Source organism: Saliphagus sp. GCM10025317, from assembly GCF_042663665.1.
In the GTDB taxonomy this organism is placed as follows: domain Archaea; phylum Halobacteriota; class Halobacteria; order Halobacteriales; family Natrialbaceae; genus Natronosalvus.
Map to the genome: position 1 here is coordinate 1,154,871 of NZ_JBHTAQ010000005.1, position 19,360 is coordinate 1,174,230.

The window sequence follows — 19,360 nt, forward strand, 5'->3', positions numbered from 1 at the left end:
GTCAGAGGTACCCCAGGTCGGTCAGTCGGTCCTCGACGGTCGCGTCGTCGGTGGCCCTGATTCCGTCCGGTTCGTAGCTCGGGTACGCGGTGCGTTCGCTCGCCTCGACCACCGGGAGGACCTCGCCGTCCATCGCCGCGTCGACGTTCACATCGAAGAACGAGCAGATCGTCGGTGCGACGTCGAAGATCGTCGCGTCCGAGAACGAGGCGCCCTCGTCGAAGTCCGCCCCGGCCGCGGCGATCACGCCCGTTCGCTTGTGGTTCCAGGACTCCCAGGGTTCGGCAAAGTGCTCGCCTTCGAGCCCCTCGACGACCGCGTTGTCGAAGCCCGCCGGAACCGTCACGATGTCGGGTGCGCGCTCGAGTTCGGGTCCGTCGAAAACCGCTTCCCGTGGCTCGACAGCCTCGAACATCGGCTCGCCATCGGGCGTCTCGACGGCGCGGAGGTCCTCGATCAGGGACTGCCGGTAGGCGTCGTACTCCTCGGTCGACACCTGGCCATTGGGCTCCCGTCCCTCGACGTTGATCCTGACGCCGAGTTCGCTCTTCGAGCGGAGGTACGCCCGCGAGTTCGGGAAGTCGACCTGCTCGCTCGCCGACCGGATCACGTCGTTCGGGATACGTTCCCCGACGAACTCCTTCAGTCCGACGCGATCGAGTGCGTTCGCGACGCGTTGGGTAGTGACCCCAGCCCGGGCAGCCAGGTTCATCGCTCGCTCGAGCGTGCTCCGGTCGTGGGTGCCTGCCGACTCGCCCTCGAGTAAGTCGTTCTGCCAGGCCCGCGACCAGGTGGGCATCCCCTCGCCGCCGCTCCTGGCGACCACGTCCCCGCGGTCTCGGAGGAACTCGTTGATGCGGAACTCCCAGCCCTCGACTCGTCCCATGCCGTGGTCGCTGACGACGAGGACGTTGTCCGGTTCGAACTCGAGGATGATCCGGGCGAGCTGATCGTCGACGGCCCGGTAGACCGCCTCGACGGCTCGCTTCTCGCCCGGGCGCTCGTGAAACACGGAGTCGGTCTGCTGGAACTGGAGGAAGGCGAACGCGGGTTCGAATCGCTCGAGGAGGTACCGAAAGGCCCGGCCCCGCCCCGCGATCGTCCGCTCGTAGCTCTCGATCGACGTCCCGGGTTCGGGGCCGCTCTGAGGATAGACCCGGTACTCGCCGCACTCGGCTTCGATCTCCTCGAGGATTCCCTCGGGATGACACGGTGGATCTTCCGGCGCGGTCATTCCCGGAATCAGCGCACCATCGAACTCCCGCGTCGGGTGGGTCACGGGCACGTTGACGACGACGCTCGAGAGGCCGTGGTCGCTCAGCAGTTCCCAGACCGGCCGGGCGCGAACGTGCGAGGCGTTGACCACGTCCCAGTCGTACCCCTCGAATCGGAGGAAGTCGTAGACGCCGTGTTTGCCCGGGTTCTGTCCCGTGTAGAGGCTGGGCCAGGCGCTCGCCGTCCACGGCGGCAATTGTGACTCGAGCGGGCCGCAGGCCCCGACCTCGAACAGGCGACGAAGCGTCGGCGTCGTTCCCGCCTCGAACAGTGGCTCGAGCACCGGAAAACAGGCGGCGTCGAGCCCTACGACGAGCAGTTGTGGTCCGTCGTCATCCATACTCGAGTGTTGGTCGTCGGCGCCATTGTTATGCGATTGTATTGGCCGTGTACGTCGAAACTTCCCCTGGTCGGCAGACGATACAGCTGGCTTCTGGGAGGCTGTAAGCCGACGTTGAATGACCGAATCGATCCGTATCGTCCGCATCACTAAGCCGGTGGCTGTCCATGGTTTCACCGATGATGGCAGGGCGGGTGACAGGACGGAAATCGATCGACGGCAAGCGGGCGTGGGCGAAGCAATGATCGGGGGAACGCCGTCGGTACTCGCGTCGATACGCGACGGCGGACGCCCTCTCCTCGAGCGGGCGTTCATCGCGCCGACTCGATTTCGAGCCACGGGTGCGCTCGCGGACGACACCCCTCTGGCGTCTCATCCGAATCGCCCGACCGTCGCAGCCTACCTCGAGGGACGTGCCGACGAAATGGCGTACTACGGCTCGAGCAAGGCGGCGCTCCGCGACGGCCTCGCGACGCTCCTGGCGATGGACGGGGAGGCGGCGACGAACGTCGCCCTCCCCGCGTACCTCCCCGACGCCGTCGTCGAGCCGATTCGCGAACTCGGCCTCGAGCCCCGGCACTACGCCATCACCGAGTCGCTCGCGCCAAACCAGCGGGACCTGGAGTCCCGCATCGACGACCGGACGCTCGCCGTCGTCTCCGTGAACTACTTCGGGTTCCCCCAACGGGGGTTCGACGTGATCGAGTCGCTGGTCGACGAGTACGACTGCTCCCACGTCGAGGACAACGCACACGGCCCGCTCAGCCTCGAGCGTGGTCGATTGCTCGGAACGCGAGGCGACATCGGCGTGACCAGCCTGTGGAAACTGCTGGCAATCCCGAACGGAGCGGCACTCTACCTCTCGGATCCGGACGTTTCGGCGCGATTCGAGCCGTCCACCCTGGCCGGCGTCGACGGTCGCGTTCGACGGTCGGACCTCGCGTTCGTCTGTAAATCGCTCGCGACCGACGCCTTTGCTCGACGTCCGTCGCTCGAGGACGCTGCCACCAGGGTCTCGAGGACCAATCGTGGCGGCGAGGAGATTCCCGATTCGAATAGCCGATACGAGGCGTCGAAGCGGCGTCTGTCGCGGCTCTCTGCGTCGGTACTCTCGGGAACGGACCCCTACGAGCTCCGCTCGCGTCGACGGGAGAACTACCGCGCCTGGTCCGCGTTGTTCGCGAACCGTCCCGACGTCGACCCTCTCTTCGAGACGCCCCCGCCGGGGGTCTGCCCCCAGGTCTTTCCCGTCCGAACCGATCGGCCCGAACGGCTCCGTCGCCTGCTCGAGTCCCACGGTGTCCACGGCGTGCACACCTGGCCGCGGCTCTCGCGGTCGGTGCTCAAGAATCCCGCCTACGAGACGGCCCACCGGCTCTCCGAGACGGTCGTCCTCCTGCCGGTTCACCAGCACGTCGATCCGGACGCGATTCGTGCGGTCGAACGGGCTATCGAGCGCCGCCTCGAGCCCGGGTGACGAGCGTTCGATTCTCGCCTCACGACGCGCCAGGACGGATGTTCTGGTAGCCGCGCTACATCATTTACTATAAAATTTGTAGCATTAGCTTCGGGCTCGAGGTGCGAATCCTCCTGGAAAGCGCCTCGAGTCGCGAGCGGTCGTCCGACACAGTCAATACTGTCTCGCCCGTGGCCACTCGTAGTGAGTCGATTCCAGACGCTCGTCGTGGACCCCTTCCTCGTGATGAACGCGATCGGACTGGTCGCGTTCGCTCTGGTCGGATCCGCCAAAGCGATTCGGGCGAAGTTCGACCTCTTCGGCGTCACCGTCGTCGGCCTCGTGACCACGTTCGCCGGCGGTGCGACGCGCGACGTGCTGGTCGGCCGCGTCCCGCTCGCCCTGCAGAACGTGGGGGAGGTCGCCCTCGGACTCCTCGGCGTCTGCCTGGCGGTCGTCCTCTACACCTGGCTCGAGGCGCCCGACGACCGACCGATCACGCTGTACGCCGACGCGGTCGGCCTCGCGGCGTTCGCCACGGCGGGAGCGATCGTCGCCACCGAAATCGGGTTGCCGGCGTTCGGCGTCGTCGCCATCGCCACGATCAACGCCGTGGGTGGTGGCGCGGTCGCCGACCTGTTGCTGGATCGGTCCCCGTTCATCCTCTTCGAGGACTTCTACGCCAGTTGCGCCGTCCTCGGTGGGAGCGCCTACTGGCTCTTCACGGCGCTCGCCGCCGACGCGACCCTGGCGGCTGCAGCCTGTGCGACCGTCACTGTCGGGACCCGGGTACTCGCTCTCTCGCGGGGTTGGACCGTGCCGACGGCCCAGCGACTCGAGGCCGTCGCCGGCGATTAGGGATTCCGTCCCTCCTCGAGGGCCTCGACGCGCGCCTCGAGTTCGCGGATCCGTTCGCCGTGCGTTCGCCTCGACGCGAGGAGACTGTACAGCGCCGCAATGAAAGCGAGTGGTACGACCAGCGTGAGCACGAGTGCGATCAGTAGTTCGGGGCCTCCCGGCGCACCTGGTATGAAGAGTGGGACCATACGCTCGATCACTGGATTTAGTGTTAAATAAGTAATGACTATCGGGCTCTCGATCCCCGGTTCCCCTCACGAGCATCCCTTCGTGGGACTCGACGCCGATAGCGCCACCGCTCACCGGCTCGAACTCGCGGAAAACACGATCGAAACGCGACCTTACACCAGGCTCTCGAAGTCCTCGAGCGCGTAGCTTGGCTCTGCACCGCGGCGGTCGAGGGTCTCGTTGGCCAGTAGCCAGTAGACGACCGACAGCGCCTTGCGCCCCTTGTTGTTCGTCGGGACGACGAGGTCGACGTTGCTCGTCTGGTTGTTCGAGTCACACATCGCGATGACCGGAATGCCCACCGTTATGGCCTCCTTGACGGCCTGGGCGTCGCCGATCGGGTCGGTGACGACCACGACGTCCGGCTCGATGTAGCCGTCGTACTTCGGATTCGTGAGCGTCCCCGGGATGAACCGCCCGGTGCGGGCGCGTGCCCCCACGGCCTCGGCGAACTTCTCGGCGGGGAAGCGACCGTACTGGCGACTCGAGGTCACCAGAATCTGTTCGGGCGCGTAGTTCGCGAGGAAGTCCGCGGCCGTGCGGATGCGGCCGTCGGTCTTCGAGACGTCCAGCACGTAGAGTCCGTCGGTCCGGACGCGGTGGATGAACCGCTCCATGTCCTGGGTCTTCTGCTGGGTCCCGATGTGGACCCCGGCGCCGAGGTAGTCCTCGACGGGGATGAGGAGGTCGGCCTCCTCGTCGCTCATGACGTCGTCGTCGAGCGTGGGTCCGGCTGGCTCCGCTTCTTCCTGTTCGTCCGCGGCCTCAGCGGCCTCGGCGTTCTGTTCGTCTACTGGCTCGACGTCCTCGTCGGTGGATTCGGCGGCGGGGCCGGCCCCTTCGGCTGGCTCCTCGTCGATCTCCGCCTCGGCGGCGTCGAGTCCGTCCTGTTGTGCGTTGTCCTCAGTCATGTCGCATCGTCTGCAATTCGGATGAGTTCGTTGAGTTTGGCGGTTCGCTCGCCGCCGACGGCGCCCGTCTTGATGAACGGGACGTCCGTCGCCACGGCGAGGTGTGCGATGGTCGTGTCCTCGGTCTCGCCCGACCGGTGGGAGACGATCGATTCGTAGCCGTTCGCGCGGGCGAGTTCGATCGCGTCGAAGGCATCGGTGAGCGTTCCGATCTGGTTGGGTTTGATCAGGATGCTGTTTGCCGCACCCTGTTCGATCCCCTCGGCCAGTCGCTCGGTGTTGGTGACGAACAGGTCGTCGCCACAGACGAGCGTCCGGTCGCCCACCTCCTCGGTGAGGTCGGCGAAGCCCTCGTAGTCGTTCTCGTCGAGGGGGTCCTCGACGTAGACGAGGTCGTACTCGTCGACGAGGTCCGCGACGTAGGCGATCTGTTCGTCGGTGTCTCGAGTCGTGTCGCTGTACTCGTAGACGCCGGCGTCGTCGTCGTACATCTCGGCAGCGGCCACGTCCAGGCCGAACCGAATCTCGAAGCCGACCTCGTCCTCGATGGTCGAGACCGCTTCGTCGACGATGTCGAAGGCCTCGTCGTCGTCGATAGACGGCGCCCACGCGCCCTCGTCGCCCTTGCCGGCGGGGACGTCGCGCTCGTGGAGCAGTTCCGAGACCTCGGCGTGGACCGCCGCGTTCGCGAAGACGGCCTCGGCGACGCTCGGGGCGCCGACCGGTGCCGAGAGGAACTCCTGGATGTCCGTCGCGTCGGCGGCGTGTTCGCCACCGCCGACGACGTTTCCGAGCGGAACCGGGAAGTTGTCGCCGCGGAAGGTACCGCCCAGATGCTGGAACAGCGGCGCACCGAGTACGTCGGCGCCGGCCTTGGCGGCGGCCATCGAGATGGCGACCGCGCTGTTGGCGCCGATTTCCGAGAAGTCGTCGGTACCGTCGGCCGCCCGAAGGATGCCGTCGACCTCGCGCTGGTTGCCGGCGAAGGCCTCACCGACGAGACGCGGGACGGCGGTTTCGCGAGCGGCGGCGATGGCCTCGCCGGCCGGTCGCTCGATCGCTTCGTACTCGCCAGTGCTGGCTCCCGAGGGGGCCGCGGCGCGGCCGAATCCGCCACTCTCGGTGAGGACGTCGGCCTCGACCGTCGGGTTCCCCCGCGAGTCCAGCACTTCCCGGAGCCGAACGTCGGTGATGCGCGTCATTTCCCTCCTCGATGAACGGTGAAGGGCAGGACACCGGCATCGTACTCCTCGGCCGCGATCAGGATCGGTTCGGACTGATCCGTGTCGATCAATACTGGTGCCCCGTAGGACACCTGCAGCGCTCGAGCGCCGAGGATGCGCGCTTTCTCGTATCGATTGTGGCGTTGTTGCATCATTGGTAGGGTGAGACGACGTCGACGAGGTCGGTGTGACTGACGAGCATGCGTCGGCAACAGAAGCGGTCGACGCCGAGGTCGTCGAGGACCTCCTGTGGGTCCTCGCCGCCCTCGTTCGCTCGCTCGTCGAACGCTTCCCAGTGTTCGCCGACGACGTTACCGCACGTGAAACACCGGACCGGTACCATCATATCTTGATCACCTCAGCGGTAGGACTTCTGGTAGCGGGCCCGTGCGCCGGGGCCGCCCCACTTCTTGGGTTCGGACTGTCGAACGTCGTTGACCAGCAGCGAGCGGTCGAACTCCATGTACGCGTCGCGGAGTTCGGCGTCGTTGGTGTGCTGGACGATGCCGCGAGCGATGGCGGTGCGGACGGCGTTGGCCTGGCCGCTGACGCCGCCACCCTCGACGTGGACTTCGACGTCGATGCCGTCGCGGAGGTCGTCGCCCGCGATGCGGAACGGCTCGAGCATCTTCAGTCGGGACATCTCGGGTTCGACCAGCTCGACCGGCTGGGAGTTGATTCGGACGCGACCCTCGCCCTCGCGCACCGTGGCGCGGGCGACGGCCGTCTTCTTCTTTCCACTCGTGTTCGTTACCATGTGACGTTAGCACCTAACTGTTCGGAGACTTCGTGCAGGTGGACGAAGCGGATGTTCGAGAGTCGGTCCAGCGACGTGCCCTCCAGGACCTCGGCCTCGTAGTCGTCGTCGCCCTCGTAGGGGTTGCCGACGTAGACGCGGACGTTCGAGAGCGCCTCGCGGCCGCGGGGCTTCTTCGCGGGAAGCATGCCGCGAACGGCGCGCTTCAGGATGGCGTCCGGACGACGCGGGTAGTACGGCCCACTGTCGGAGCCCAGCTGCTGGCGCGTCCGGTAAGTCTCGAACACGTCGTTCTTGTCGCCGGTGATCACGGCGTCTTCGGCGTTGACGATGGCGACGCGTTCGCCGTCGAGGGCGCGCTGGGCGACCTCACTGGCCACGCGGCCGAGGATACAGTCGCGAGCGTCGACGACGACGTCGGCGTCGTATTCGGCGACGCTCATCAGGCGATCACCCGGACGTTCGACCCGTCGGGGTTCTCCTCGAGCAGCTGCTCGAGCGAGACCGACTGGCCGACCTGTTCGATCTTCGTCTCGGCCGACGACGAGAAGTCGACGGCGGCGACGGTAACGTTCTTTTGTAGTGCGCCGGACCCCAGCACCTTGCCGGGGACGACGACGGTCTCTTCCTCGCGTGCGTACCGCTCGATCCGCCCCAGGTTGACTTCCGCGTGGTTGCGGCGGGGCTTCTCGAGACGGTCCGCGATGTCTCGCCAGACGGCCGCGTCCCGCTGTCGGGACGTCGACTTCAACTCGGCGATGAGATCGGTGAGTCGCGGATTGGTCTTTGTACTCATTGATTTCCTCCAGATTCGGTCTGCGTCGCGATTGCAGGTGCAGTCGAAGTCGCAGCCGCAATCGCGGTCGTAATCGTAGTCGTAGTCGCAATCGTCGAGACGCCGACGAACGCTCGAGGCCCGGCCGAAGCCGTTCCTCGAGCAGTCGACGTCCGATTTCGATCGGAGAAGTGATGCAGGGAGCAGGATTTGAACCTGCGGACTCCTACGAGACAGCGCCCTGAACGCTGCGCCGTTGGCCTGACTTGGCTATCCCTGCTCGCACTCCTCCGTACCCGTCGCCCCGTAAAACCCCTTTCGATTTGGGAGTCCGATCGGCTGCCAGTTTCGCCGCTCGCGGCCTCGGCGGCCGTTGGCGGCGAATCGGCGTCAGTGTGAACGGGGGTGGAACGTCGGGTCATTGGTTGTTCGTGTGTCGTTCGTTGTTCGGGGGACGCTTACAGCTGAACGGCTTCCTCGAGTTCGGCAGCGCGCCGATCGATCGAATCGACCGCGCGCGTGACGAGTTCCTCGACGCTGAACGAGCCGTCGGTCTCGACGTGGAAGACGAACGCGCCGGGCACGTCCTCGACGCGCACTTGCTTGCCGGGGTAGCGCTCGGAGAGGTCGTGGCCGAACTCGCTCGTGGGAACGAGCTCGCCGTCCTCTTCGATCACGCCGCGGACGATCTGGGTCTCCTCGTCTTCGAACTCGGAGAGGTCGTCCTCGACGGTCACGCGCTGTAAGTGGCGGTAGCCGACGGCCACGCCGCCCTGGTGTTTGGCGTGGTCCTTGCCGCGGTCGATCACGGCATCGGCCTCGGCCTCGAGGCGCTGTCCGTCCTTGAGATCGATGATCGGGACGTTCTCGTCGGCGGGTCGAACGAGGTCGTCGCTCGTGACCAGATCGCCCGAGTAGGCGGTCGCCGGTCCTTCGACGTCGATCGAGAGGGTGACGGTGTCGTCCTCGACGAACTCGCCTTCCGGGGGCGTCGTCAGCGGGACGAGCCCCAGTCGAAGCGCGAGTTGCTCGTCGAACATCACCGACGAGTTCTCGATGAAGCGAACCTCGTCGATCGCCATCGTGGGTACGTCCGCGATCATCGCCCGGCGGATGCCGTTGGCGAACGCGGGCGTGAGGCCGCGGACGAGAAAGCGCGCGCTCCGGTCGTCGCGTTCGACGAACTCGACGTCGTACGCTTCAGTCATGATCTAGTAGCCGCCCTTGCCTTTGGGTGCGCGCGATCCGTCGTGGGGGATCGGCGTGACGTCTTCGATGCGGCCGATCTCGAGACCTGCACGGGCGAGCGCGCGAATCGTCGCCTGCGCGCCGGGTCCGGGCGACTTCTGTAAGTTGCCACCGGGACCGCGAACGCGGACGTGGAGGCCGGTGATGCCGGCCGCCTTGATCTCGTCGGCGATGGACTCGGCCATCTGCATGGCCGCGTACGGCGACGCCTCGTCGCGGTTCTGCTTGACCGCCGTCCCGCCGGAGGACTTCGCGATCGTCTCCGCACCCGTGAGGTCGGTCACGGTCATGACGGTGTTGTTGAACGATGCGTGTACGTGGGCAATGCCCCATTTGTCGTCGTCTGCCATGTTATTGACCCTCCGCTCGTGCCGGGTGGAGTTCGTCCGCGATCGGACTGTTCTCGTCGAAGTCGACCAGGTCCTCCTCGTCGACGTCGACGACGTACGACGGGATTCGCTGGCGCTGACCGTCGAGGACGATGTGGCCGTGGGTGATGAACTGGCGCGCCTGCTGTGGCGTCTGGGCCAGTCCCTTGCGGTAGGCGACCGTCTGGAGACGGCGCTCGAGGACGTCCTCGATCTCGAGGCTCAGGACGGCGCCGAGTTCGTCACCTTCGTTGAGGATCCCGACGCGCTTGAGGCGTCCGAGGAACTCCTCGGTCCGGTTGATGACGGTCGCTTCGTCCTGTGGCTGGGCGAGCAGGTCGCGAGCTTCGCGTCGGTACGAGCGAAGTTCGGACTGGGCTCGCCAGAGCTCTTCTTTGTTCTTCAGGCCGTAGCGGTCGAGCAGCGCGTGCTCGCTCGAGATACGCTCGCCCTGGTAGGGGTGATTCGGCGTCTCGTACTGCTTGGTGTTGGATCCCAGCGGCATTATTCGTCATCCTCCGCTTCCGCTGCGGCTTCCTCGGCCTGTTCTTCGCGGATCTCCTCGACGTTGACGCCGATGGTCCCTTCCGTTCGGCCTGTGGACTTCGTCCGCTGGCCGCGGACCTTCTGGCCGCGCTTGTGACGGACTCCCCGGTAGGAGTCGATCATCTTCATGCGGTTGATGTCGTGTTGACGGGTCAACTGGAGATCGTTCCCGATCTCGTGGGTCGATTCGCCGGTGTAGAAGTCCTTCTGGCGGTTGGTGAGCCACTCCGGGACGTCCTCGGCGTAGTTCTCTACGTGCGTGACGACTTCGTCGATCGTCTCTTGATCGAGGGCACCGAACGTCGCCGTACGGTCGACGCCGGCTTCCTCCGCGATGATCCGGGCGGCACGTCGGCCGATCCCGTTCATCTCGGCGAGCGAGCGTTCGACGGACTTCGTGCCGTCGAGGTCGGTCTGCCCGATCCGGACGAAGTACTGAAGCTCGTCTTCCTCCTGTTCTTGCGGTTCTTCCTCACTCATGTGTTGTAGGTCGTCTGTGGTTCGTTGATCGGCTCTCGCCGGCGACGGGTCACGGGTTGTATGCTTGGGTCCCGTGACTCGTGACCGGCTGCGAGTGGGTGATCGACGTCGTGGCGGGGATTTGAACCCCGGAGGCTTGACGCCACATGGTTAGCAACCATGCGCCTTGGGCCGCTTGGCTACCACGACACCGTGGTCATTGTCGCCCTCGCGGACTCGGGGCCGACCCCCTACATTCGTATTGCACCCGTCACTTCCCGTGGCCAGTACTTAAGGGCAACGAAAGGCCGTGATTCGTCGCTCTCGAGTCACGTGCTACCACCTCGAAATGCTACGACTTATTAGGAACTAGGAACAACGCACTGACAATCGGTGCCTTCCAAAGAAACGCTCCTCCGACTGGTGGTTGCCCTCCTCGTGATCGTCGCGATCGGCCTCGTCGCCGCGACTATCACTACGCCCACCGATCCCGGGAGCGACGGCGTCGGCACCGGCGAAGGCGTCGGCGAAGGGCCGGGCGAAGGAGAAGGTGAGCCGTACGCCGATTCGGGTGCGGGCGTATGGGGCTCGACACCGGTATTTCTCCAGTATCTCGTGTACGCGTTACTAATCATCATGGCGCTCGTGGTAGTCTGGTACCTGATCAACTACCGGCGCGAGCTCGTCAAAATGGGAGCCGCCGCGGTGCTCGCGGCGCTCGTCATTTTCGCGCTCGTCTACCTCATCCTCGAACTCGGCGCGCCGCCGGAGTTCCCGGACGAGAACGGGACGGTCGATCCGCCAAACAATAGCTCAGGCGGTGGCGGCAGCCCCGGGAGCGACGCCCAGAGTACGGACACCTCGTTCGATTTCGGTCCGCTCCTGGGTGCGCTCGCCGTCATCGCGACGATCTTCGTCGGGGGCCTCGTCGCGAGCAAGCGGTCCTCGTCCGCGGACGACGCTGCGGCACTCGAGGAGGCGGCGGACGGCCAAAACCCCGAACAGGCGGCGGTCGCGGCCGCCGCCGGTCGCGCCGCGGATCGAATCGCCGACGAGTCCTCGACGGGCGTCGACAACGAGATCTACAACGCCTGGCTCGAGATGACCGACCTCCTCAAGGTCGACCGTCCCGAGTCGACGACGCCTCGCGAGTTCGCGGCCGTCGCGGTCGACGCGGGCCTCGAGCGCGACCACGTCGAGGAACTCACGGACCTGTTCGAGGCCGTTCGCTATGGCCACGAGGACACGACCGACGAACGCGAGGAACGGGCGGTCTCGATCCTGCGAGCGATCGAGTCGACGTACGGCGAAACGGACGCCGCCAGCCGAGACGAGCGGGGTGACGACCGATGACCCGCCGTCTGCCGCTCGTCGTCGGCGTTTTCGTGTTTCTCGCGGGCGTTCTCGTTCTCGTCGGTGCGACCAACTTCAACGCCGGACAGAGTCTGATCGGTCTGATAGGTGTGGTGGCGATTCTGGTCGCGATCAGCGGATTCAGCCGTCGCCGCACCGAGCGCGACCTGACGAAGACGACGGATCCCGAACACCGGACGACTGTCCCCGTTCCTGGACGAACGCTCTCGAGCGCCATCGCCCAGTTTCGAACCGACTCCTACGGATTCGTCTCCGGCTCGAGACGCATCGTCGACGGACTCCGGGAGGCCGCGATGGCGGTTCTCACGCGGTTCGATGGGCTTTCGACGGACGAAGCGCGCGACCGCGTCGAATCGGGTACCTGGACGGCCGACGAACGCGTCGCTGCATTTCTCTCGCCGGACCTCGACCTCCCGGAGACGTCCCTCCGGAATCGGGTCGTGGCTGCACTCGACCGCGAGACGACGTTCCGTCAGAACGTCCGGCGAACGGCGGCCTCGATCGCGGCGATCGGCTACGGTGGTCTCGGCGATCAGGTATTGCCCGACTCGATCCCGCAGTACGACCCGGAAGAACTGGAGGACGTCACCCCACGGACGACCCAGGATTCGTTCACCGGCCGGGTCGAACGGTCGGTTCGCGAGACGGGGTACTGGACGGGCGTCGGCGGCCTCGCGCTCTTCGCCGTCGGCGCTGGTGCCGTCGCCCAGTCACCGGGCGCCGTCCTCGCTGGCGTCGTCGGGGTTGGCTACGCCGGCTTCGCCCACCTGCGGGCCGCCCCGGACCCCGACCTCACCCTCGAGCGCACGCTCAGTGCCGACCACCCTGATCCCGGCGAGGAGGTGACGGTAACGGTGACGATCACCAACGACTCGGGCGGATTCGTCCCGGACCTCCGGTTCGTCGACGGGATTCCCGCGGGGCTCGCACTCGAGTCGGGTTCGGCACGGCTCGGGACGTCGCTTCGCCCCCACGACTCGGTGACCCTCGAGTACACCGTCACGGCCCGCCGCGGCAGACACGCGTTCGACCCGGCACTCGCGCTCACGCGCGACCTCTCGCGCTCGAGTGAACGCGAATCGTATCTCACGACCGAGACGGAGACGGCCATCGTCGCCGAACCGACGCTCCAGCCGCTCACGACCGCGGTCCCGCTCAGACCCGCCGCCGCGGCGTTTTCCGGTCAGCTGACGACCGCCGACTCGGGGGAGGGAATGCAGTTTCACTCGGTTCGCGAGTACCGGCGCAACGACCCGCTCAACCGGATCGACTGGAATCGTCACGCCCGGTCGGGCGAACTCGCGACTCTCGAGTTCCACGAGGAGCGGGCCGCTCGCGTCCTCGTGTTGATCGACGCACGGAAGGCTTCTTACCTGGCACACCAACCCGACGCCGCTCACGCCATCGATCGCTCCGTCGAAGCGGCCGGTCGGATCGCCGCGTCGTTGCTCGACACCGGCGATACGGTCGGGCTGGCCGCGCTCGGCCCCGTCAACCGGGAAGCCAACCAGCGGCTCAACTTGCGTGAGACGTGCTGGATCGCCCCCTCGTCGGGACAACACCACCGAATTCGACTCAGCGAGGCGCTCGCGTCCCACGAACAGTTCTCGACGGAGCCGCCCCGCGATGAGACCCAGTGGCGACCCCAACTGCGGATGATCCGTCGTCGCCTCGCCGCCGAGACCCAGATCGTCTTCCTCAGTCCCCTGTGCGACGCCGCCGCGGCCCGGATCGTCCGCCGTCTTGACGCCAGGGGCCACGCGCTCACCGTCATCAGTCCGAACCCGACGGCCGAACGGACGACCAGCCAGCAACTTGCCCGCGTCGCCCGCCGCATCAGGCGGTTCGACCTCCAGCGCGCCGGCGTCCCCGTGATCGACTGGGAGCCATCGGAGACGATCGACGAGGCGGTCGCTCGAGCGAACGCGGGTGGTCGCCGATGAACGAACTGACCAGGCGACCGACGCGGATCGCGAGCCTCGGAGCGGCTCTCGCCGCGGTGATCGTCGTCGGAGCGACCGTCGTCGGGTCGCCAGCCGGCGCGGTTCTCGCTGTCGTCGGAACCGCCTCGCTCGCCGCAGGTCTGGTGTGGGGGATCACCGACGCGACCGACGCCGGCGCCGGGTTGCTGTTCGTTGCCGTCGTCGTCAGCGGGTTGCAGGGGATGCCCCCCGAAGTGACGGTCGTCGGTGCTATCGCCGCCCTCGTCGCCCTCGATCTCGGCCGGAGCGCCGTCGAACTCGGCGAGCAACTCGGCCGCGAAACCGACACTCGCCGCCTCGAGGGCGTCCACGTCGTCTCGAGTCTCTCGGTCGGGCTGGTCGCGGCGACCCTCGGGTACGGCGTGTACGTCTTCGGCGGCGGCGGACAGCCCGCCGGAGGCGTCGTGTTGCTGTTGCTCGCCGTCGTCTTTCTCGTGGCCGCGCTCAAGTAGCGTTCGCCCTCGTGGCTGCGACAGGACACCAAATAACGTTCTTCCGTGAGTCGTGAATCAGGCGCCGATGTCGATGTACTCGTCGTTGAGTTCCCACTCTCCACTTGCGTTCCGGACCATGTACTCGCCGTAGTAGGGGACGCGATTGGCCACGACCTCGCGGAACGCCTCACGAATCTCGGGTCTGGTCATCTCGCCCATCGGACGCAGGTCGTCGTTGCGGTTGAGACAGCCCTTGAGGTACCCCTCGTGGGTGACGCGAACGCGGTGGCAGTTCGCACAGAACGTCGGGTTCTCGACGGGGTCGACGATCTCGACCATCCCGCGACCGTCTCCGTCCTCCTGGCCGATCCAGTAGCGCTTCCGGTCGTGCATCTCGCGGTGTTCGATTGCCTCGGCCTGCTCGGCCAGCCAGTCATGGACGCGCTCGATCTCGACGTGCCACTCGGGCTTGCCGGTCAACTCCGGCATGTACTCGATTAACTGGAGCTGGAGGCCGTCGTTTTCGGCCACGTGCTCGACCATCTGCGGGACGTACCCCGCGGTGTGTTCGAACACGACCATGTTGAGTTTGACGGGGTCGAGTCCGGCCTCGAGCGCCGCTTCGACGCCCTCGATCACCCGGTCGTAGGCCCCGCTCTTCGTCACCGCGGCGAACGCCTCCGGATCGAGGGCGTCCTGGGAGACGTTCACTCGCTCGAGTCCGGCGTCGACGAGCGCTTCGCCGCGGTCGGGCAGGAAGGTACCGTTAGTCGTCAGCGAGACGGCCATCGAGTCGGGCGTCCGCTCGATAATCTCCTCGAGGTCGTCACGCAACATCGGCTCGCCGCCGGTGAACTTGACGGCCTCGACGTCGAACTCGGCGGCGACCTCGAGAAAGCGGACGACGTCGTCGGTCCCCATCTCGTTTTCTTGCGGGTCCATCGGTCCCCGCGTGTCCCCCAGTCCTTCGTTGTGACAGTAGATGCAGTCGAAGTTACACCGATCGGTGAGCGAGATACGTACCCCGGAAACCTCGCGCCCGAAGTCGTCGGTGAGCATGCGACTGTCTTACGCACGAAACCGCTTAAACTCGAGGGTACATTCGGACGAGAGGTAACCGTTTGTGCTTACTTTTTAGGCACGTGCGTAGCTTTCCTCCAGGGGTATGCGGGCAACTACCATCGACGAGGCAACCGATTCCTCGAAGGTCGGTGTGGTAATATTTACTCCGTTCTGGGCTGTCACGGCCGGGCACTTTATTACGAGGACCGACGAGGGGTTCCTATGGGACGTTCTCCTCCGGCAGCGCTCGATCAGTACGACCCGGGCTCGAGCGTACTGGTCGTCAGCCCCTCCATGGACGCGTCCGACATCGTCACCACCGTCGAGGGCATTCGTTCTCCCGATCCGACCGGCGAGACCGACGACGAGCGGCCGACGGTCGTCGTCTCGCGCGTCCACACGGCCGAAGCCATCCTGGACGCCTGGCGGTCGCGCATCGGCAACTTTCCGAGCCAGTTCAGCATCGTCTCCATCGGCGAGGTCACCCGCTCGGTAGCCGCCGGCGCCAGTTCCGTGGAACTCCCCCAGGCGCACATCCTCACTGTCGGTACCGAGGACGTCACCGGCATCGGCATCGCGATCGGCGACGCACTCTCGCGGTGGGACGAGGGCGAGGGTGAAACCGAGGCCGAGATCAAAGCTGAAGATGGAGATGGACACTCGAACTCGAATCCAAACCAGCACCCCATCCTCTGGTTCGAATCACTCACGCCGCTCCTCGAGCGCAAGGGTCTCGAGATGACCTTCCGATTCCTGCACGTGACCCTCGAGGAGATTCGTCGGGCCGACGCTGTCGCGTACGTCCACGTCGACTCGTCGGTCCACGACAGGGAGACGATCATGACACTTACGCATCTCTTCGACGACGTCGTCGAACTCGAGCCGTGAGTATGAGTTCGACGCTCTGCGACTACCGCTCGAGTTTGGCCCTGTGTACGACGGCGTGAAACCTGCTACTACCGAAAAAACCCTTCTGAGGCGAAGCAACGGCAGGTATCGACGATCAGAAAGCGTCGGCAAGAGTCGGACGCAACGGGACGCGACGATTCCTGACGACGGCTCTCCGCCTCAGGACTCGATCGGTGGGTGCTGTACCGACTCGATCCAGAAATCCTCGACCGCTCGCACCATCGAATCGAACTCGTCCGGCGAATCGGGTTTGGTCAGGTAGGCGTTGGCGGCCCGTTCGTACGATTTGATGATGTCCTCTCTGGCCGTCGAACTCGAGAGGACCAACACCGGCGGGGACGGATGATCGAAGTCGTCTTTGAGCATCTCGAGAATCGAAAATCCGTCGAGCCGAGGGAGGTTCAGGTCTAGCAAGATCAGATCGGGAAAGGGCCGTTCGTCGTCCTGTTGGCACTCGTGTAAGAATCGGACGGCTTCCTCGCCGTCCGTCGCAATCTGAAAGCGCACCTCGTTCAGAGCCGATTTGAACGCCTCCTCGGTGAGCCGAATGTCACCTGGGTTGTCCTCGATGAGGAGAATATCGACGGGCTCCGTTGGTCTGAACGTCTGCACACACGTCCTTTCTTCCAGACCTGCCTAAAGGTGGTCCCTAAGCATGTGGGGTAAGCACCGATACGCGTCGATTTCGTGTGGAAGAACCACAAGCGACGACGTACGCTCGTGACGGCTCACGCGATTCCGACGCGAACCGTGCCCCCGTCCGGATCGATGGTCTCGAACCCGTTCTCACGCTCCGTTACGGAGACGTTGGTGGCGTCCAGCCGGTCACGGATCGTCTCGAGTGCCGCCGCGCTCGGAACGAGGAGTTCGAACCACGCCAGCCCGCGGCCGTCCACCGGTCGTGGCTGTGATCGACCGGCCCACGCGTTCACGCCCAGGTGGTGATGGTAGCCGCCCGCCGAGACGAACAGGGCTCTGTCGAGTTCGGTCTGTACTTCGAATCCCAGCATATCGACGTAGAACTCTCGAGCGGCCTCGAGCGAGGTCGTTTCGAGGTGGACGTGGCCGACCGTCGTCCCGTCGGGAACGGTCGTCGCTCCGTCCGATTCGGCGGCGACGGCCTCGAGATCCAGCGGAATTGTGCCGATCCGAACCGTTCCGTCGTCGCGGCGCGGCCACGCTGATCGCGGTCGATCGCAGTAGATCTCGACGCCGTTGCCGTCGGGATCGTCGAGGTACAGCGCCTCGCTGACGTAGTGGTCGGAGGCCCCGTTCAGCGTCCAGCTGTCGCGAATCCGCTCGAGGGCAGCCCCGAGCGCGGCTCTCGAGGTGACCTCGAAAGCGTTGTGGAACAGCCCCGCCTGGCTCCGATTACGTGGAGGGGCATCGGCGTCTCGGCGAAGCTCGAGCAACGGTTCCGTCTCGGTGCCGAGCGTCGCTGCCGTCTCGCTGTTCGCTCGGACGACGAGCCCGACGACGTCCCGATAGAACTCGATCGATTCCTCGAGGTTCGCGACGGTCAGCGCGGTGCGGCCGATGCGCGTCGAATCCGGGAGGTGGTCAGTCATGCGATTCGTGATCCTCGTCGGCGGCGGGCGGTGTTCGTCGGTCGTCGATCCGGCTGGTGGCTGTCACGATGTTCTGTTAGATATTCGGGCGTGAGTCCGATATACTTTCGCGAACACCGGTTTCACCTGGTTACGTCTATGTCATCCGGCGGTTGCTCGAGGGAGTGCGTCCTCCTGGTTTGTCCGGTTCACCAATTCGTTCAGGAAGCGGCAACCGTCCGAGAGGCGGCAACCGTATAGAAGAGACAACCGTCTGGCGGCGGAAACTCTGCGAACCGCGACCACGGACCACGAACCACGAGCACGCACTGTGAACCGCAACTGCGCCGATCCATCGACCCCGACCCATCCCCGATGGATCAGCCCGGTCACGTGAGCCGACTCGAGGCGAGTTCCGCACCCTCGACGAGCGACTCGAGCTTCTTCCAGACGAGGTCCGGGTAGACGAGATTCGCAGTCATCACCGTCTCGAAGCCACAGTCGCAACCGGCGACTATTCGCGACGGATCACCGACGCTCTCGGCGAATCGCTCGAGTCGGTCCGCGACGACCTCGGGGTGCTCGACGACGTTCGTCTTCACGTCGATCACGCCGGGGACGAGCGTCCAGTCGTCGGGGAGCGGGTGTTCCGCGATGGTTCGATACTCGTGGTTGTGCCGGGGATTCGCGCCTTCGACGACCAGCCCCGAAACGTCGGCCTCATAGAATTTGTCGATGACGTCGCCAAGCGCCACGTCGTGGTGGTGGGGACCCGGATAGTTCCCCCAGCAGGCGTGGAGTCGAACGCGGTCGGACGGGACGTCGCCGAGCGCGACGTTGATCGCCTCCACGTAGGTTTCGACCTGGTCGCGGAACTCGTCGGTCGAGGCGTCCTTGTAGGTGATCGTGAACCCGGCGAGCAGTTCCGGCGCGTCGATCTGTAACTGGGCACCGCTATCGACGATGATCTCGTACTCGGTCCGGAGCGACTCTGCGAGGTCGAAGATGTACGCCTCGTTCGAGTCGTGATACGTCGAGTCGGTGAACCGGAGGACGGCCCCCGGCGACGGTGCAGTGTGGAATCGATCGCTGAAGGAAACGCCCGTCTCCTCGACCGCCTCGTCGAAGCGAGTCAGGTCTCGCTCGAGGGCCTCCTCCCCGACGTACTCGATGGGACCCGTCGCGATCGGTCCGCCGATGTTGTCGATGTCACCCAGCGCGTGTTCGGCGAACTCGGGATACTCCTCGAGGTCGGCCGGTAGGTCGCGCTCGGCGAACCGATCCGAGTACCCGGAGAGGCGGTTCGTCACGTCGACGGAGTACGCGAGTCGACTCTGTTCGCCGTCGTTCGCGACGTCGATCCCCGCTTCGGCCTGTTTCCGGACCACGTCGCGGACCGCCTCGCCGACGGCGGTCTCGAACGCCTCTGAACGTGAATCGTCATTGCGACGCAACACTTCGCGGAGGGCGTCCGACCGGGGAAGGCTCCCGACGTGCGTCGTCTGGATGGAGAGATCACTGGACATCTACGTTCACTCGTGTCACGTGAACGTGGTCGAGCCACGTTTATATTCTCTTCTCCGCTGCTTCGACCGTCACGCGGGGGGT

General features: G+C 65.6%; 23 protein-coding genes and 2 tRNA genes. 6 read left to right on the forward strand and 19 right to left on the reverse strand.

What is annotated here, in order from left to right:
- Position 1: 1 nt before the first annotated feature.
- Entirely contained in the window at positions 2–1,615 is a 1,614-nt protein-coding gene (locus ACFQS4_RS07725) for an alkaline phosphatase family protein (protein WP_497903056.1), read from the reverse strand.
- A gap of 241 nt (positions 1,616–1,856) precedes the next feature.
- Between ACFQS4_RS07725 and ACFQS4_RS07730 the strand changes: the two genes are divergently transcribed.
- Complete coding sequence (locus ACFQS4_RS07730) at positions 1,857–3,092, forward strand: DegT/DnrJ/EryC1/StrS family aminotransferase (RefSeq protein ID WP_500192753.1); 1,236 nt, start codon at positions 1,857–1,859, stop codon at positions 3,090–3,092.
- Positions 3,093–3,317: 225 nt separating this feature from the next.
- A complete protein-coding gene (locus ACFQS4_RS07735; protein WP_497903167.1) occupies positions 3,318–3,929 on the forward strand; it encodes a trimeric intracellular cation channel family protein in 612 nt (203 codons plus the stop codon).
- Here ACFQS4_RS07735 and ACFQS4_RS07740 read toward each other — a convergent pair.
- The 14 genes from ACFQS4_RS07740 to ACFQS4_RS07805 all read right to left on the reverse strand — a co-directional run bounded on the left by ACFQS4_RS07740 (position 3,926) and on the right by ACFQS4_RS07805 (position 10,654).
- Complete coding sequence (locus tag ACFQS4_RS07740; RefSeq protein WP_497903058.1) at positions 3,926–4,117, reverse strand: hypothetical protein; 192 nt, start codon at positions 4,115–4,117, stop codon at positions 3,926–3,928. The two genes, ACFQS4_RS07735 and ACFQS4_RS07740, sit on opposite strands and share 4 nt — an antisense overlap.
- A gap of 153 nt (positions 4,118–4,270) precedes the next feature.
- Positions 4,271–5,068 carry a 30S ribosomal protein S2 gene (rpsB, locus tag ACFQS4_RS07745; RefSeq protein ID WP_497903059.1) on the reverse strand — a complete coding sequence of 266 codons (798 nt, stop codon included), beginning with the start codon at positions 5,066–5,068 and terminating at the stop codon, positions 4,271–4,273.
- On the reverse strand, positions 5,065–6,270 hold the full coding sequence (gene eno / locus ACFQS4_RS07750) for a phosphopyruvate hydratase (protein ID WP_497903060.1): 1,206 nt from the start codon (positions 6,268–6,270) through the stop codon (positions 5,065–5,067). Before eno ends, rpsB begins: the two co-directional genes overlap by 4 nt.
- Positions 6,267–6,446 carry a DNA-directed RNA polymerase subunit K gene (locus tag ACFQS4_RS07755; RefSeq protein WP_253433913.1) on the reverse strand — a complete coding sequence of 60 codons (180 nt, stop codon included), beginning with the start codon at positions 6,444–6,446 and terminating at the stop codon, positions 6,267–6,269. Before ACFQS4_RS07755 ends, eno begins: the two co-directional genes overlap by 4 nt.
- The gene (locus ACFQS4_RS07760; RefSeq protein WP_254160139.1) at positions 6,443–6,637 is read right to left on the reverse strand and encodes a DNA-directed RNA polymerase subunit N; all 195 of its coding nucleotides are present in this window, start codon (positions 6,635–6,637) and stop codon (positions 6,443–6,445) included. Before ACFQS4_RS07760 ends, ACFQS4_RS07755 begins: the two co-directional genes overlap by 4 nt.
- 12 nt (positions 6,638–6,649) lie before the next feature.
- Positions 6,650–7,048, reverse strand: a complete 399-nt coding sequence (locus ACFQS4_RS07765; protein ID WP_253433919.1) for a 30S ribosomal protein S9 — start codon at positions 7,046–7,048, stop codon at positions 6,650–6,652.
- Positions 7,042–7,491 carry a 50S ribosomal protein L13 gene (locus ACFQS4_RS07770; RefSeq protein ID WP_497903061.1) on the reverse strand — a complete coding sequence of 150 codons (450 nt, stop codon included), beginning with the start codon at positions 7,489–7,491 and terminating at the stop codon, positions 7,042–7,044. Before ACFQS4_RS07770 ends, ACFQS4_RS07765 begins: the two co-directional genes overlap by 7 nt.
- Entirely contained in the window at positions 7,491–7,859 is a 369-nt protein-coding gene (locus tag ACFQS4_RS07775) for a 50S ribosomal protein L18e (RefSeq protein WP_343233696.1), read from the reverse strand. The genes ACFQS4_RS07770 and ACFQS4_RS07775 overlap by 1 nt, the downstream gene beginning before the upstream one ends.
- A 159-nt stretch (positions 7,860–8,018) precedes the next feature.
- Positions 8,019–8,103: transfer RNA gene (locus tag ACFQS4_RS07780), tRNA-Leu, on the reverse strand.
- A 178-nt stretch (positions 8,104–8,281) separates the two neighbouring features.
- On the reverse strand, positions 8,282–9,031 hold the full coding sequence (locus ACFQS4_RS07785) for a DNA-directed RNA polymerase subunit D (RefSeq protein ID WP_497903062.1): 750 nt from the start codon (positions 9,029–9,031) through the stop codon (positions 8,282–8,284).
- Between the two features lie 3 nt (positions 9,032–9,034).
- A complete protein-coding gene (locus ACFQS4_RS07790; protein ID WP_253433931.1) occupies positions 9,035–9,421 on the reverse strand; it encodes a 30S ribosomal protein S11 in 387 nt (128 codons plus the stop codon).
- A gap of 1 nt (position 9,422) precedes the next feature.
- Entirely contained in the window at positions 9,423–9,944 is a 522-nt protein-coding gene (locus tag ACFQS4_RS07795; protein WP_497903063.1) for a 30S ribosomal protein S4, read from the reverse strand.
- Complete coding sequence (locus tag ACFQS4_RS07800; RefSeq protein ID WP_253433936.1) at positions 9,944–10,465, reverse strand: 30S ribosomal protein S13; 522 nt, start codon at positions 10,463–10,465, stop codon at positions 9,944–9,946. Before ACFQS4_RS07800 ends, ACFQS4_RS07795 begins: the two co-directional genes overlap by 1 nt.
- 106 nt (positions 10,466–10,571) lie before the next feature.
- Positions 10,572–10,654, reverse strand: a tRNA-Ser gene (locus ACFQS4_RS07805).
- A gap of 183 nt (positions 10,655–10,837) precedes the next feature.
- Here ACFQS4_RS07805 and ACFQS4_RS07810 point away from each other — a divergent pair.
- Genes ACFQS4_RS07810 through ACFQS4_RS07820 form a run of 3 tightly spaced genes read left to right on the forward strand, consistent with a single transcriptional unit; the run spans position 10,838 to position 14,252 of the window.
- Complete coding sequence (locus ACFQS4_RS07810; RefSeq protein WP_497903064.1) at positions 10,838–11,797, forward strand: DUF4129 domain-containing protein; 960 nt, start codon at positions 10,838–10,840, stop codon at positions 11,795–11,797.
- Positions 11,794–13,761: a DUF58 domain-containing protein gene (locus tag ACFQS4_RS07815; protein WP_497903065.1), complete on the forward strand. Its 1,968-nt coding sequence runs from the start codon at positions 11,794–11,796 to the stop codon at positions 13,759–13,761. The genes ACFQS4_RS07810 and ACFQS4_RS07815 overlap by 4 nt, the downstream gene beginning before the upstream one ends.
- Positions 13,758–14,252, forward strand: coding sequence for a DUF7519 family protein (locus ACFQS4_RS07820; RefSeq protein WP_497903066.1), 495 nt, complete (start codon positions 13,758–13,760; stop codon positions 14,250–14,252). Before ACFQS4_RS07815 ends, ACFQS4_RS07820 begins: the two co-directional genes overlap by 4 nt.
- Positions 14,253–14,309: 57 nt before the next feature.
- On the opposite strand, the gene moaA is transcribed toward ACFQS4_RS07820, so the two are convergent.
- Positions 14,310–15,293, reverse strand: a complete 984-nt coding sequence (moaA, locus tag ACFQS4_RS07825; protein WP_497903067.1) for a GTP 3',8-cyclase MoaA — start codon at positions 15,291–15,293, stop codon at positions 14,310–14,312.
- Between the two features lie 225 nt (positions 15,294–15,518).
- Here moaA and ACFQS4_RS07830 point away from each other — a divergent pair, with 225 nt between their 5' ends.
- The gene (locus tag ACFQS4_RS07830; protein WP_497903068.1) at positions 15,519–16,184 is read left to right on the forward strand and encodes a DUF7504 family protein; all 666 of its coding nucleotides are present in this window, start codon (positions 15,519–15,521) and stop codon (positions 16,182–16,184) included.
- 180 nt (positions 16,185–16,364) lie between these two features.
- Here the strand turns inward: ACFQS4_RS07830 and ACFQS4_RS07835 are convergent, their stop codons facing one another.
- From ACFQS4_RS07835 to ACFQS4_RS07845, 3 genes are all read right to left on the reverse strand, one after another.
- Positions 16,365–16,817 (reverse strand): response regulator, encoded by a 453-nt coding sequence (locus ACFQS4_RS07835; RefSeq protein ID WP_497903069.1) that lies wholly within the window; start codon positions 16,815–16,817, stop codon positions 16,365–16,367.
- Positions 16,818–16,933: 116 nt separating this feature from the next.
- Positions 16,934–17,773: a VOC family protein gene (locus ACFQS4_RS07840; protein ID WP_497903070.1), complete on the reverse strand. Its 840-nt coding sequence runs from the start codon at positions 17,771–17,773 to the stop codon at positions 16,934–16,936.
- Between the two features lie 368 nt (positions 17,774–18,141).
- Positions 18,142–19,278 carry a cobalamin-independent methionine synthase II family protein gene (locus ACFQS4_RS07845; protein ID WP_497903071.1) on the reverse strand — a complete coding sequence of 379 codons (1,137 nt, stop codon included), beginning with the start codon at positions 19,276–19,278 and terminating at the stop codon, positions 18,142–18,144.
- Positions 19,279–19,360 lie beyond the last annotated feature (82 nt).

Bases quoted from the DNA above. Each gene is read 5' to 3' on its own strand.
- ACFQS4_RS07755 (WP_253433913.1), bottom strand. From the start codon at position 6,446: ATGATGCAACAACGCCACAATCGATACGAGAAAGCGCGCATCCTCGGC.
- ACFQS4_RS07845 (WP_497903071.1), bottom strand. From the start codon at position 19,278: ATGTCCAGTGATCTCTCCATCCAGACGACGCACGTCGGGAGCCTTCCC.
- ACFQS4_RS07725 (WP_497903056.1), bottom strand. From the start codon at position 1,615: ATGGATGACGACGGACCACAACTGCTCGTCGTAGGGCTCGACGCCGCC.
- ACFQS4_RS07730 (WP_500192753.1), top strand. From the start codon at position 1,857: ATGATCGGGGGAACGCCGTCGGTACTCGCGTCGATACGCGACGGCGGA.
- ACFQS4_RS07830 (WP_497903068.1), top strand. From the start codon at position 15,519: ATGGGACGTTCTCCTCCGGCAGCGCTCGATCAGTACGACCCGGGCTCG.
- ACFQS4_RS07800 (WP_253433936.1), bottom strand. From the start codon at position 10,465: ATGAGTGAGGAAGAACCGCAAGAACAGGAGGAAGACGAGCTTCAGTAC.
- moaA (WP_497903067.1), bottom strand. From the start codon at position 15,293: ATGCTCACCGACGACTTCGGGCGCGAGGTTTCCGGGGTACGTATCTCG.
- ACFQS4_RS07735 (WP_497903167.1), top strand. From the start codon at position 3,318: ATGAACGCGATCGGACTGGTCGCGTTCGCTCTGGTCGGATCCGCCAAA.
- ACFQS4_RS07840 (WP_497903070.1), bottom strand. From the start codon at position 17,773: ATGACTGACCACCTCCCGGATTCGACGCGCATCGGCCGCACCGCGCTG.
- ACFQS4_RS07820 (WP_497903066.1), top strand. From the start codon at position 13,758: ATGAACGAACTGACCAGGCGACCGACGCGGATCGCGAGCCTCGGAGCG.
- ACFQS4_RS07815 (WP_497903065.1), top strand. From the start codon at position 11,794: ATGACCCGCCGTCTGCCGCTCGTCGTCGGCGTTTTCGTGTTTCTCGCG.
- eno (WP_497903060.1), bottom strand. From the start codon at position 6,270: ATGACGCGCATCACCGACGTTCGGCTCCGGGAAGTGCTGGACTCGCGG.
- ACFQS4_RS07760 (WP_254160139.1), bottom strand. From the start codon at position 6,637: ATGATGGTACCGGTCCGGTGTTTCACGTGCGGTAACGTCGTCGGCGAA.
- ACFQS4_RS07740 (WP_497903058.1), bottom strand. From the start codon at position 4,117: ATGGTCCCACTCTTCATACCAGGTGCGCCGGGAGGCCCCGAACTACTG.
- ACFQS4_RS07795 (WP_497903063.1), bottom strand. From the start codon at position 9,944: ATGCCGCTGGGATCCAACACCAAGCAGTACGAGACGCCGAATCACCCC.
- ACFQS4_RS07790 (WP_253433931.1), bottom strand. From the start codon at position 9,421: ATGGCAGACGACGACAAATGGGGCATTGCCCACGTACACGCATCGTTC.
- rpsB (WP_497903059.1), bottom strand. From the start codon at position 5,068: ATGACTGAGGACAACGCACAACAGGACGGACTCGACGCCGCCGAGGCG.
- ACFQS4_RS07770 (WP_497903061.1), bottom strand. From the start codon at position 7,491: ATGAGCGTCGCCGAATACGACGCCGACGTCGTCGTCGACGCTCGCGAC.
- ACFQS4_RS07765 (WP_253433919.1), bottom strand. From the start codon at position 7,048: ATGGTAACGAACACGAGTGGAAAGAAGAAGACGGCCGTCGCCCGCGCC.
- ACFQS4_RS07785 (WP_497903062.1), bottom strand. From the start codon at position 9,031: ATGACTGAAGCGTACGACGTCGAGTTCGTCGAACGCGACGACCGGAGC.